Consider the following 13090-nt stretch of genomic DNA (forward strand, 5'->3'; position numbering starts at 1 on the left):
ATCAATCCCCGGTCAGGATGCGATCGACCAACTGCTTTACCGATGGCGTGAACTTGTTGGAATAAAATGGATCTTCGCGGAAGCGATAGGCCGCGTGGCCGGCGAACATCAGGTTCTGGTTTACATCGTCGCCATGGGCGATGTCCTGCAAGGTTTTCTGGATGCAGAAGCTACGCGGATCGGCGAGGCGGCCGGTAGTGTAATCGTCATGGTCCTTCCATGACGAGAAACCGCAATGCGATAGGCAGCCCATGCAATCGGCCTGGTCCTTGCGGATTTCGGCGCGCTTTTCGGGCGTGACGAACACTACGGTGCCGTCTGGCGTCTTCAATGCTTCCGTATGTCCCTGCGCCACCCATTCGCGCGCGGAGACGAGGTCTTCCGGGCGGACCCAGAAGTTCTTGCCTTTCACACCGACATCCAGCTGCGCGGTCATTTCGCCTTCAGCCGTTTTGGCAAAAGCGATTTGGCGCTGGGAACGGTAAATCAGGTCGTAGAGGAAATCGTTCTTCACCGCGCTGGAATAGAAGCCGGTCGGGCTGAACTTGTGCAGCAGCACATCGCCCGGCTCGATGTCGCGCAGCGCGTCCTTCCAGCCCTGGGGGATCGGGCTTTCCTCCGTCAAAAGCGGTCGGGTGCCGAACTGGAAGGCAATCTGGCCCAGCTCGTCATTGTCGATCCAGTTTTCCCACTCGCGCAGATACCACACACCGCCCGCCATCACGATCGGCACGCTTTCGGCAACGCCTTCCTTGCGCATTGTTTCGCGCAGAGCGGCGACGCGCGGATACGGGTCTTCGGGCTTCTTCGGGTCTTCGGCGTTGGACAAACCGTTATGCCCGCCCGCCAGCCACGGATCTTCATAGACCACCGCAGCCATCAGGTCGGACACCTTGTGATAGCTGCGCTTCCAAAGCGCGCGGAATGCGCGCGCAGAGCTGATGATGGGCAGGTAGCTGACATCGAAACGCGCCGCGATCTCGGCGAGCTTGTAGGGCATCCCTGCTCCGCAGGTAACGCCTGTGACCATGCCCTTTGTACGTTCCAGCACGCCTTCGAGCACGGCCTGCGCCCCGCCCATTTCCCACAGCACGTTGATGTTGATAGCGCCGTTGCCGCCGGCCATTTCATAAGCGCGCTCCACCTGCGTGGCAGCGCCATCGATGGCGTAGCGGATAAGCTGTTCGTGCCGTTCCTTGCGGGTCAGCTGATCGTAGACCTGCGGCACGATCTTGCCTTCCGCATCGTAGCTGTCGGCGTTCACCGCGCTCACAGTACCGATGCCGCCCGCGGCTGCCCAAGCGCCGCTGCTCATGCCGTTGGTGGCGGATACGCCCTTGCCCCCCTCGATCAGCGGCCAAACCTCGCGGCCACCGTAAGAAATCGGCGTAAGTCCCTTAAAGCTCATTAGTTTCCTCAGGAGCAATCTCGTCTGCAATCGAGATTTCTGTAGCGGTTTCGCCCGGCTGCAAACAGGGCTCTATATCGCGTGGTTCGGGCCGTTCGCCCGCCACTTCGAATTGTGCGTAATAGCCGGCGATCTGCGGCTTGCGCACAAATTCCACGAGCCGATAGCCGACCCGTTCGAATTCGCAAAACAGCAATTGCGGATTGATGCCGTGCTGGTCCGCCGGGCGGTCCACGTCCACCACGATCACTTGCCCACCTTCGCGCAGCGCCGGATGCATCCGCCAAAGCAGCGCGTAAGGCTCTGTAATTTCGTGATACATATGCACCATGAAGATGCGGTCGAAGCTGTTGGCAGGCAGGCCGGGATCGTCCACCCCGCCCAGCGCAATGCTGACATTGTCGAGCCGTTCGCGCTCCACACGCGCGCCCAGTCGTCGCAGCGCGTCTTCGTCGATATCCTGCGCCAGCACGCGGCCCGATGCGCCCACCCGGTCGGCGAGGCGTACGGTGTAGTACCCCTCGCCCGCGCCGATATCGGCGACGGTCATGCCTTCGGTGATGTCGGCCTGGTCCATCACGGTGACAGCCTCGCGGCGGTCGTCGCGGATCTGCTCGGTAGAAAACTGGTTGCTGCCGAGGTCGGACACCGGACGATAGGGCCGCGGGAAGTCGCGCGATGTTTCCGGACGGTTGTCGTCGGCCGTGTCGCAGGCAGGCATCGCCAGGCACAGGCCCAGCGCGCCGGCAGCTTTCAAGACGACCCCTCTTCTCATGGCGAAGGCTCTAGCGATTGTGCGCCCTCACGCAAAGCCCAAAGCAGGCGCGCAAGATGCCGCGTCAATCCGCGTCCACAGCTTTCGTCAGGTCGAGACGGCGCAGCACCTGCACCCGATCATTTGCGATACCGGTCTCGACGATCTCCGTGCCCATTAGCGCAAAGATGGATCGCTCGATAAAGATTGGCCGCGCATTGCCGTACCAGTCGACGCAGGAAACCTCGCAATCATAGCCCTCGATCTCGTCCTCCTCAGGTACGACGGAGCGCACGGCATCAAGGTCTGTCAGGCGACCTTCCGGCGAGAAGCGCAGGAACGAGATGTCGGACTGGTCGGAATTCCAGGGATATCGGCCCGATTCCTCCTCGGCTGCCACCGTGGGCAGGCCCATCAGGCCCTCCCCTTCGGGATAGAGCGCAGCATTGAAGGCATGGCTTCGGCTCTCGCTTTCGTAGCGATTTTGCAGCTTTACCGAGTCCGCGACATTCGCCGTCTGCGAGAGGTTGATATAGCTGATCCGCAGGCCGGTATCGTCGCGATAGCCCGTCACGATGGCATCCTGCCCCAGCGATTCGATACGCGTCACTTCATGGTCCAGCGCTACGGGGGCGACATCCTGCGGCGATGCTACCGGCACCGCGAAGAGATTGGCCGTCAAAGCGGTCTCGTCATCCTCGGGCGGTCGGCCATATCGACTGCGCGAACCGTATAGCAGCCAGTCGCCGATGAAACGGTTCTCCATCTCGCCCTCAGGCGAGGGCGGCAGGGTAGTGAAACGGAAATCGGGCGCTTCGCGATAGGTGTCGGAAAAGGCATTGCGCGAAGCATTGACCAGCTCCAGGTCGCCCGGAATGGTGCGTGCGCGCCACCAGTCATCCTGGCACTCGAAGCTGTCCCAATTGAGCAGCATGCGGAAGCGTCCGTCATACTCGTCCATGGAGAACTGGTTGAAAACCTCGCCGCGTATCGACAGCACTTCGACATCGCTCAGACGGCGCATCGGCATCCGGAACACCGCGCCCGGCGGCGGACTGTTACTGCTGACAAACCCTGCCTCGCGCGAGCGGCACACCCGCCAGCTGCTCTGGTCGTTATAGTCGGCGGCATTGGTGGCGAGGTAGATATTTTCGGGCGAGACATACATCTCGGCCTCGCTGCCAGCGATGAAGCCGGTGGAATCGCAACGCAATTCGTCTTCGTCCAGATCGCCGAGGTCGCAGATCGAAATGGTGTGAACGACAGGGTCGTAAACGCCGAAGACAGGCCGATAGATACCGCGCGCATTCAGCATCTGGTCGCCTGCCTCGTCCTCGAAATCCTCTACAGGCGACCAGCGCCGCACCACCGGACGATTGCGCCGGTTCTCCAGATCGTTGAGTTCGTATGGCGTGTAGATCACAAGCCGGTCGCCGATTACGCGCGTCGCGTAATTGTCGACGTCGTAATAATCCTCGGAGGAGATCAGGAAAACGCCGCGCCGCTCGATCCGGCCTGTTTCGCGGTCGAGGCGGAAAACCGACAACTCGCTGGCGTCGTCGTAATAGGAATAGGCGGTGACGAGGATGTGGTCGCCCTGCACCAGCATTTCGTCATACCAGTCCGCGCCGATGGGATCGCCATCTTCGTCGCGCCGGTACACGTCGATGCGGTCGGTCAGTTCCATGGTGCGGAAATTGGCGGCAAAGATGCGCCCGTCCTGCAGCACCAGCAGATAGTCGCCGATGCGCTTAACGATATCGCCTTCATCGACGCCGGCGGACTGGTTGTTGGTGATGGATTCGCTGTCGACCACCGCGACCGGGGCGGCGCTGGTCATGCTGGACGACTGGACGCGCGTTCCCGTCACGGTGATCATCGCTTCATCGCTGCCATCGTCCTCAACCGGACAATTGGCAAACAGCGGGTCGCAATCTTCCGGATCGACCTGCGCCTGCGCGACGAGGATATCGGGCACCAGTCCCGCTTGTTGCTGACGAGTGAGGTTGCGCTTGATGCGCCGCACCTCGCGGATGTAGCGGCGGAACTCGGCCTCGCTTTCGAAGCGTTGCCATTCCGGCCAAGCGAGCCGCTCTACCTGGCGGTTTTCCCACGTTTGTGCCTGCACCGATGAAAGCGGCACCACCGCCGCTGCGAAAGCCAGCAATATCAGTCGCATCCCCGTCCCTCCTGTGGAGCCGAGGCTAATGCGCGATCAATGCGGCTGCAAGCCTACTCGACGTCTTCCACATCGACGGTTTCGCCCGTGACGCGCTGCGCCAGTGCAGCGGCGATGAAATCGTCGATGGCACCGTCCAGCACATCGCCCGGCGCGGTGGAGGTGGTTCCGGTGCGAAGGTCTTTCACCATCTGATATGGCTGCAAGACGTAGGAGCGGATCTGGTGGCCCCACCCGATCTCGGTCTTTTCCTGATATTCGCCCGCAGCTACTGCTTCCCGCTCGGCCATTTCACGCTCGAACAGCCGCGCCTTGAGCATATTCATGGCGGTGGCGCGGTTCTTGTGCTGGCTGCGGTCGTTCTGGCTGGCGACGACGATGCCGGTCGGTTTGTGCGTGATGCGAACGGCGGAATCGGTAGTGTTCACATGCTGCCCGCCAGCACCTGATGCGCGATAGGTGTCGATCTTCAGATCGCCCTCGTTGATCTCGATATTAATGTCGTCGTCGATGACCGGATAGACCCATACGCTGCAAAACGACGTATGGCGGCGGGCGGAGCTGTCATAGGGGCTGATGCGCACAAGCCGATGCACGCCGCTTTCGGTCTTGGCGTAGCCATAGGCGTTCTCGCCCTTGATCAGCAGAGTGGCGGACTTGATGCCTGCCTGTTCGCCCGCGGCATATTCCACCGTCTCGACCTTGAAGCCGCGACGCTCCGCCCATCGAGCATACATGCGCATGAGCATTTCGGCCCAGTCCTGGCTTTCCGTGCCGCCTGCGCCCGCATTGATCTGGAGGTAGGTGTCGTAGGCATCCGCCTCGCCCGACAGCAACGCGTTCACCTTGTCGCGGTCTGCGCGCTTGGCCAATTTTTCCAGCGATGTCAGGCCTTCATTGACGATATCCTCGTCGCCCTCATCCTCGCCCATTTGGACGAATTCCACGGCGTCGGACATTTCGGACGAGATCTCGTTCACCGTGCCGACCGCGTCCTTCAGCTGTTTGTGCTCGCGGCTGATGGCCTGCGCCTGCTTGGGATCGTTCCACAGGTCCGGATCCTGCACGCGCGCTTCCAGCTCGTCGAGGCGGCGCAGGGCGTGTTCCCAGTCCAGCGACTTTCGCACCAGCGCCAGCGCGGCTTCGATCCGGTCGATATGGGCCTGCCCCTCGGCACGCATGATGGTCTCTCCAGAATGTGAGCGGCGCGCCTAGCGCAGCATGGCGGGAAGGGAAAGCCTCGCAGCGTAGCAAGGCTAGTAGATACCGCCCTGCTCTTCGGCGAAATCTTCCTGTTCGCTGGTATTGCGAGAGCTTTGGGCGGGGCCCTGCTGCTGGCGGCGCAACTGGGCGAGGATGAGGTTGCGCATGGCATCGATCTCGTCCTGCCGCTGGCTGCGGCGCGGTTCGGTATCGGGCTTGAACGCTTCCCATATCACCCCTGCCGTCGGCTCGCCCGTTGGCCAGCCATCGAATACGCGGCGTCCGGTACGGCGGTCGATACGCACCATGCGCACGCCCTCGGGCGCAATGAAAGGTCGCCCGCTCCAGTGCTCGCGCGTCTCCTGCACGAATTGCCGCATGATCGGCGCGGCGGTGTTCCCGCCCTGGATATAGCCGCCCATATTGCGCGGCTGGTCGAAGCCGAGATAGGTGCCCGCCACGATGTCGGGCGATCCGCCCACGAACCATGCATTGGTCGGGCCGGTACTGGTGCCCGTCTTGCCGAACATCGGGATGTCGAGATCGCGCAGGCGTGTGGCAGTGCCGCGCTCTACGACGCCCGTCAGCATGTGGACGGTCTGGAACGCAGTGCGCGCGTCCATCACCTGACGGCCCCGCCTGCCGAAGCGCGGCATAGGCTCGCCGTCCCATTCTTCCATATTGCAGCGTACGCATTCCCGCTCATCCGCGCGCCAGATCACGCGGCCATCGCGGTCCTGCACATAGTCGATCACGGTCGGCTCGATCAGGCGGCCATGGTTCACCATCATGGCATAGGCAGCCGTGATGCGCTCGACAGTGGTGTCGCCTGCGCCCAGCGAGAAAGCGGGGTACGGTTGATAGTCGACGCCGTCGGGCTCAAGCCCGGCATCCCGGAAGGTGTCGATCACGTTTTCCATGCCCGATTCCATCGCGATGTGGACGGTCATCAGATTCTTCGACTGCTCCAGCCCGTAGCGCATGGGATACTCACCGCCGCCACGCCCGCCGCCGAAATTGGTGAAGCATTTCTCGCCCAGATTGGCGCCCTGGTAATAGCAATACTGGCTATCGGGGATCATGCTGGCGGGTGTCATTCCCGCGTCCAACCCGGTGGCGTAGACGAACGGCTTCACGGTAGAGCCGGGCTGGCGATTGGCCTGCGTTGCGCGGTTGAAATCGCCCAGGCGCGAGTCGAACCCGCCCTGCATGGCAAGCACGCGGCCGGTATCGGGAGCCATGGCAAGGAACCCGCCCGATACTCCGGGAATCGTGCGTAGCCGCCAGCTGTTCCCGCTCGGCTGCGCGACCACGACATCGCCGACTTCGGCAGCACTCGGAACGCCGGAGATCGGCGCTTCCTCGCCATCGCTGAAACCGATCGTGGCAGAGCCACCGCCATTCGCGGTGATGACCCCGACGCGCCAATCCTCGTAATTGACCGAGAGATAGCTGCTCGCCAGCTGGCTGGTCAGGCTGCCATTATCGGGATTGAGTGTTGCAATCGCGCCTGCCCATCCGCGATTGCCATGGTAACGCATCATGGCGGAGCGCAGGGCATTGCGCGCGCCGTCCTGCAATTCGGTGTCGAGCGAGGTGCGCACCCACAGCCCGCCCGCGTAGACGCTGTTCTCGCCGTCTTCGGCCTGCTCGCCATAGCGCTCGATCAGCTGGCGGCGTACTTCCTCGAGAAAGTAGCCCGCATCGGCGCTGCGCTGCTGGCGCTGGCCCTGCACCAGGCCGAGAGGCTGGCTCTGTGCGGACTGCATCTGCTGCGCCGTGATGAAGCCATTGTCCTCCATCTGCGTCAGCACCATGTCGCGGCGCCGCTTCGCCGTGTCGAAATTGGCAGAGCGACTATACACTTCGGGCGCGCGCGGAAGGATGGCGAGATAGGCCATCTCGTGCAGTTCCAGCTCGTCCACATCCTTGTCGAAATAGGCGCGCGCTGCCGCCTGTACGCCGTAGGAACGGCGGCCCAGCGGTATCTCGTTGAGGTAGAGCGTGATGATCTCTTCTTTCGAGAGAACATCCTCGATGCGCGTGGCCAGCACCATTTCGCGCAGCTTGCGCGTCACCGAATACTCATTGCCTACGAGAATGTTCTTGGCGACCTGTTGGGTGATGGTGGAGCCGCCCACCGCACGTTCGCCCGATCCCATCTTGGAAAGGTAATCGAAAGTCGCATTCACGAAGCCGCCGGCATCGATACCGTTATGCGTCCAGAATGTCTCGTCCTCAGCGGAGATATAGGCGTTGAGTAATTGCTCCGGCATGTCGCGGAATTGCAGCTCCACGCGCCGCTCCCGCTCATAGCGATGCACGATCTCGCCATCGATGCCGCGCACCACGGTGGGCAGGTTGGGCTCGTAATCCAGCAGCGTTTCCGCATCGGGCAGGTCACGCGTCAGCCAGACATAGCCGATCATCAGCACAGCCAGCGCGGCCACCAGAAGCCAGGTCGCCCAGCGCACAAGGCGCCTTTCGCGGTAGAGACGAGCGACGGGCGCCCATGCACGGGCCGCCGCATCGCCGATGCGGCTGAAAACGCCGCCGAATTGTTGTGCAGTGTCAGACATGGCTTGGAGTTCGCCTTACATGCCTTGTTCAGATGGCGCTAGAATGAATGCGCCGCATTCCGCCGCAAAAAACATCGTCGGCGCGATACTATTGCGCGTTGGATTGGCGGGCGAAGTAGATACGGATCGCGCGCGCCATCACTTCTGCGAATTGTGCTTGTCCTTCGGCACTGGCGAGCAGCGCCGCGTCCTCCCGATTGGTGATAAAGCCGGATTCGAACAGAACCGAAGGCACATCCGGCGCGCGCAATACCGCCAGCGCGGCACTGCGCTGCGCCTGCGGATGGAAGCGCAGCACGCCTTCGCCTTCCCGCTCTATAAGCGCGGCGAACTCTGCGGATTGGCTCGAGGTGCGGCGCTGGGAAAGCTCGACAAGGATGGCGTTTACCTCCTCGTCCTGTCCGGAAAGGTCCACGCCATTGATGATGTCCGCCTCGTTCTCGCGCTCGGCAAAGCGCGCGGCGGCTTCGGACGATGCCGTCTCCGACAAGGTGTAGATGCTGGCACCCGCCACGCCTTCACGCTCACCGGCGCTATCGGCATGGATCGAGAGAAACAGGTCCGCGCCCAGATCGCGGGCAATCACTGCGCGTTCCTGCAAGACGATCAGCGTATCGTCATCACGCGTCATGGCGACGCGGATGCCACCTTCTTCCAGCAGACGATCGCGCAATTCACGCGCCAGCCCCAGCACGATCTGTTTTTCCAGATAGCCATTGCTGGTTGCGCCAAGGTCCGGTCCTCCATGGCCGGCGTCGATCACCACGAGCGGTCTGCTTGGGTCGCTCGGCCCCTCGATCTCCGGCAGGTCGAGCCGGTCGCTCGCCTGCGGCAGGTCCACCCGCACCACATAGTCGCGGCCCAGCACCGGTACGGGGATAGCCGCACCCACCGCATAAAGCGCGCCCACCAGCAACACCGGCAGGGCGAAGAGCAGCGCGATTTGGATCCTGTAGGACATGCGCGGTGCATATCTCTCCGGCGGGGCACCCGTTGAAAGGCGCTGGTTTGGTTAAAACGACATCAAGGGAAATTTACACAGCCGCGCAACATGGTTGCGGTGCCTTTCCCCGGATGCTAGCAAATGAACAGCCGATCCACATCCGTGTGTCCGGCCCACCGATGGCGGTGATTGTTCCGCTTCGGTTATGATTACAGGTTGATGCCGCGATGCAATGCTATAGCCACCATGCCGATATGTGCCCTGCGGGCCGTATCCCGGCTGGTGACGTTTTTGCGCAGATGCAAACCGTGCGCCTTTGCACCCCGACAGACACGTTTCGCATGTCCGCCCGCCATATCGGCGGCGGCATGATGATTTCTGAACTCCGCGCGACTCGCGGAACCCACACATATCGGCAGCCCTCTCCACCCGGCGTGGGTCCCCACGACCCCGCCAGCGCAAAGCGGGCTGCCCGGAGAATACTACATGGCAACGCGCATGCTTATCGATGCGCGCCACTCGGAAGAAACCCGGGTGGCGGTACTCAAGGGAAACCGCATTGAGGAATTCGACTTTGAATCTGCCGAACACAAGCAGATCAAGGGCAACATATATCTCGCCAAGGTAACGAGGGTCGAGCCCTCGCTGCAGGCGGCTTTCGTCGATTTCGGTGGCAATCGCCACGGCTTCCTCGCCTTCAGCGAAATCCATCCCGACTATTACCAGATCCCCGCATCCGACCGCGAGGCGCTGCTGGCCGAAGAACAGGCTGCGGCAGAGGAAGAGGCGGCCCTCCGCGAGGAGGAGGACGAAGACGAGGACAGCGAAGTCACCGACGACGGTGACGAGGATGAAGACGAGGACGAGGACGAAGCCGGCGTCGAGGAAATCGACACCAGCGAGAAGGACGATGTTTCCGTCATCGAGGAAGGCCATGTCGACGGCTCTTCCGAAGATCCCGACGATAGCGATGGCGATGAGACTGCCGAAGACGATGCGGATGAAAAGCCCGCCCGTCGCGGTCGTGGCCGTGGTCGCAACCGTCGCCAGGGCAAGGGCAATGGCGGCCAGCGCCGCCGTGGCAGCCGCGCCAAGGAAATCGACGAAGCGCGCGCCAAGCGCCAGGCGCTGCGTCGCCGCTACAAGATCCAGGACGTTATCCAGCGCCGCCAGGTGCTGCTCGTGCAGGTTGCCAAGGAAGAGCGCGGCAATAAGGGCGCCGCGCTGACCACCTATCTCAGCCTTGCGGGCCGCTACTGTGTGCTGATGCCCAATTCCAGCCATGGCGGCGGCATTTCGCGCAAGATCAGCAACGGTTCGGACCGCAAGCGCCTGAAAACGATCGTCAGCGACCTGTCCCTGCCCAAGAGCATGGGGCTTATCGTCCGCACTGCCGGCCTTTCGCGCACGAAGACCGAGATCAAGCGCGATTTCGATTACCTCGCCCGCCTGTGGGACGAGATTCGCGAACGCACGCTGGGCTCCAGCGCGCCGAGCATGATCCATTCGGACTCCGACCTCATCAAGCGCGCCATCCGCGACATCTATAATCGCGAAATCGAAGAGGTGATGGTCGAGGGCGAGGAAGGCTACAAAGCCGCCAAGCAGTTCATGAAGCTGCTGATGCCCAGCCACGCCCGCCGGGTGAAGCATTACAACGACCCCGTGCCGCTGTTCCAGCGCTATGGGGCCGAAGACCAGCTCTCGGCGATGTACGATCCGATGGTGCAGCTGAAATCGGGCGGATACCTGATCATTAACCCGACCGAAGCGCTTGTCTCCATCGACATCAACTCGGGCCGCTCCACCAAGGAGCACGGGATCGAGCAGACCGCGCTGCACACCAATCTGGAAGCGGCGAAGGAAATTGCCCGCCAGCTGCGCCTGCGCGACATGGCCGGCCTTGTGGTCATCGACTTCATCGACATGGAGCACAATTCCAACGTGCGTAAGGTCGAGCGGTGCATGAAGGAATCGCTCAAGAACGACCGCGCGCGCATCCAGGTGGGCCGCATCTCCGGCTTCGGTCTGATGGAAATGAGCCGCCAGCGCCTGCGGACCGGCGTGCTGGAAGCCTCCACGCGCGAATGCCCGCATTGCGACGGCACGGGCCTTGTCCGCACGGCCAGCTCGAGCGGCCTTGCCGCGCTGCGTCTGATCGAGGACGAGGCCGCCAAGGGCAAGGGTTCGGTCATCACGCTTTATGCTTCGACCGAAGCGGCGGTGTACCTGCTGAATACGAAGCGCGCCGATCTCACCGAGATCGAGGAGCGCTATCACGTCACCGTGGAAGTGCAGCCAGAGGGCGAGGATGAAGGCGCGAAGATGCGCGTCACCTCTTCCGGTCCGAAACCGACCGAAGCGCCGAAATTCGACACCATCGTCGATGATGACGATGATGAGGACGAAGACATCGTCGACGAGGACGAGGGTGAAGAGGATGATGGTCCGCCGCGGAAGCGTCGCCGTCGCCGCCGTGGCGGTCGCGGTCGCAACAAGGCCCGCCAGCAGGACGAGGATTCGTCCGACGACGACAGCGATTCCGATGCCGGTGACAGCGGGGATGCGAGCGAGGAAACCTCCGACGACAGCGACGACGACGACAAGCCCAAGCGCCGTCGTGGACGCCGCGGCGGCCGTGGTCGCGGCCGGAAGAAGCAGGCCGAGGACAATGGCGAGAATGAAAACGACGCCGTAGAAGCGCCCGCCGAAGCCGAAGCCGAAGCCGAAGCTCCTGCCGAGGAAGAGAAGCCCAAGCCCAAGCGTCGCACCCGCAAGAAGAAGGCCGACGCCGAAGCGCCTGCTGATGAAGCGGCCGTCGAAGCTGAAGCACCGGCCGAAGAGGAAAAGCCCAAGCCGAAGCGCCGTACGCGCAAGAAGAAGGTCGAGGATGACGCTCCGGCAGAAGCGGAGGCGGAAGCCAAGGCCGAAACCGAAGATAAGCCCAAGCCCAAGCGCACCCGTCGCAAAAAGGCCGATGCTGCCAGCGAAGACGCGCCGGGCGACAGCCCTGCCCTCGCGAAGGTCATCACCGAAGGCGAAGCGGAATCCACCAGCGGCGAGGCACAGGCTGGCGACGCGGATGGCGGAACCAATGCCGACGGTTCTCCGCGCCGCGGATGGTGGCAACGCACCTTCGGTAACTGATCGGGAGGCCGAAGCATGGCTGGCAGCCCCGCACCCGTTACCGTGATCCTGCTGGCCGCCCAGCGCACCGGCGTGGTCAATCCGTTGGCGGAGCGTGCCGGGGTAAGCCATAAATGCCTCGTCCCGATTTGCGGTAAACCGTTGATATCCCACGTGCTGGACGTGCTCATTGCGCGTCCGGCCGTGGATGCCATCAGGGTCGTGCTGGAACCGGACGGACAGGCCGCCGTGTCCCCGATCCTGAATGAATATCGCCAGCGCGGCGCGACGATCGACACGATCGATTCCGACACCAACATCGTCGAAAGCGTGATCGCGGCCACCAAGGGCGAGGACAAGCCCTTCATCATCACCACGGCGGACAATGTGCTGCTGACGCCCGAAGGCTTCGAGCAGGCACGCGAAACGCTGCTATCCTGCGACGGAATGATCAGCCTGACCACGCGCGAAGCGGTGTGGTCGGTTCACCGGCAGGGCCAGCGCGGCTTCTACGATTTCAAGGATGCAGGCTATGCCAGCTGCAACCTGTTCGGCATCAATGGGCAGAAGAGCCTGCGCGCTGCCGAGGTCTTCCGCGAAGGCGGCCAGTTCATGTCGAACAAGGGTCGGATGATCCGCGCCTTCGGCCTGTTCAACATCATCCTGATGGCGCTCAAACTGGTTACGGTTGAACGGGGCATGCAGCGGCTGGGAAAGCGTTTCGGGCTGGACCTGAGGCCGAATATCTTCGCCAATGGCGAACTGGCCATCGATGTCGACAATGCGCGCACTTACACGATTGCCGAATGGATTTTGGGCCAGCGGCTGGGAATGGATATTCCCAAGCCGGTGATCGATCCGGCGTCCGGCTAGCGATCGCGATTGCACACCTCCGCAA

At 62.5% G+C, this 13090-nt stretch carries 8 protein-coding genes; 2 read left to right on the top strand and 6 right to left on the bottom strand.

Annotation, left to right across the window (positions count from 1 at the left end; all coding sequences use genetic code 11):
- Nucleotide 1: 1 nt before the first annotated feature.
- The 6 genes from BMF35_RS10160 to BMF35_RS10185 form a co-directional block, all read right to left on the bottom strand.
- Nucleotides 2–1408, bottom strand: coding sequence for an NAD(P)H-dependent flavin oxidoreductase (locus BMF35_RS10160; protein WP_047005841.1), 1407 nt, complete (start codon nt 1406–1408; stop codon nt 2–4).
- Nucleotides 1398–2183, bottom strand: a complete 786-nt coding sequence (locus BMF35_RS10165) for a class I SAM-dependent methyltransferase (RefSeq protein WP_052765910.1) — start codon at nt 2181–2183, stop codon at nt 1398–1400. Before BMF35_RS10165 ends, BMF35_RS10160 begins: the two co-directional genes overlap by 11 nt.
- A gap of 64 nt (nt 2184–2247) precedes the next feature.
- Nucleotides 2248–4341, bottom strand: coding sequence for a beta-propeller domain-containing protein (locus tag BMF35_RS10170; RefSeq protein WP_047005842.1), 2094 nt, complete (start codon nt 4339–4341; stop codon nt 2248–2250).
- A gap of 53 nt (nt 4342–4394) precedes the next feature.
- Complete coding sequence (gene prfB / locus BMF35_RS10175; RefSeq protein ID WP_047005843.1) at nt 4395–5522, bottom strand: peptide chain release factor 2; 1128 nt, start codon at nt 5520–5522, stop codon at nt 4395–4397.
- Nucleotides 5523–5597: 75 nt separating this feature from the next.
- On the bottom strand, nt 5598–8123 hold the full coding sequence (locus BMF35_RS10180) for a penicillin-binding protein 1A (protein WP_047005844.1): 2526 nt from the start codon (nt 8121–8123) through the stop codon (nt 5598–5600).
- A gap of 88 nt (nt 8124–8211) precedes the next feature.
- Nucleotides 8212–9084: an N-acetylmuramoyl-L-alanine amidase family protein gene (locus BMF35_RS10185; RefSeq protein WP_047005845.1), complete on the bottom strand. Its 873-nt coding sequence runs from the start codon at nt 9082–9084 to the stop codon at nt 8212–8214.
- A 468-nt stretch (nt 9085–9552) separates the two neighbouring features.
- Between BMF35_RS10185 and BMF35_RS10190 the strand changes: the two genes are divergently transcribed.
- Entirely contained in the window at nt 9553–12213 is a 2661-nt protein-coding gene (locus tag BMF35_RS10190) for an Rne/Rng family ribonuclease (RefSeq protein ID WP_047005846.1), read from the top strand.
- Between the two features lie 15 nt (nt 12214–12228).
- Nucleotides 12229–13065 carry an NTP transferase domain-containing protein gene (locus BMF35_RS10195; protein ID WP_047005847.1) on the top strand — a complete coding sequence of 279 codons (837 nt, stop codon included), beginning with the start codon at nt 12229–12231 and terminating at the stop codon, nt 13063–13065.
- Nucleotides 13066–13090: the final 25 nt, after the last annotated feature.

Origin of the sequence: Aurantiacibacter gangjinensis (assembly GCF_001886695.1) — a bacterium.
In the GTDB taxonomy this organism is placed as follows: domain Bacteria; phylum Pseudomonadota; class Alphaproteobacteria; order Sphingomonadales; family Sphingomonadaceae; genus Alteraurantiacibacter; species Alteraurantiacibacter gangjinensis.

Excerpts from the sequence above, each read along its gene's own strand:
- BMF35_RS10160 (WP_047005841.1), bottom strand. The coding sequence starts at position 1,408 with ATGAGCTTTAAGGGACTTACGCCGATTTCTTACGGTGGCCGCGAGGTT.
- BMF35_RS10165 (WP_052765910.1), bottom strand. The coding sequence starts at position 2,183 with ATGAGAAGAGGGGTCGTCTTGAAAGCTGCCGGCGCGCTGGGCCTGTGC.
- BMF35_RS10170 (WP_047005842.1), bottom strand. The coding sequence starts at position 4,341 with ATGCGACTGATATTGCTGGCTTTCGCAGCGGCGGTGGTGCCGCTTTCA.
- prfB (WP_047005843.1), bottom strand. The coding sequence starts at position 5,522 with ATGCGTGCCGAGGGGCAGGCCCATATCGACCGGATCGAAGCCGCGCTG.
- BMF35_RS10180 (WP_047005844.1), bottom strand. The coding sequence starts at position 8,123 with ATGTCTGACACTGCACAACAATTCGGCGGCGTTTTCAGCCGCATCGGC.
- BMF35_RS10185 (WP_047005845.1), bottom strand. The coding sequence starts at position 9,084 with ATGTCCTACAGGATCCAAATCGCGCTGCTCTTCGCCCTGCCGGTGTTG.
- BMF35_RS10190 (WP_047005846.1), top strand. The coding sequence starts at position 9,553 with ATGGCAACGCGCATGCTTATCGATGCGCGCCACTCGGAAGAAACCCGG.
- BMF35_RS10195 (WP_047005847.1), top strand. The coding sequence starts at position 12,229 with ATGGCTGGCAGCCCCGCACCCGTTACCGTGATCCTGCTGGCCGCCCAG.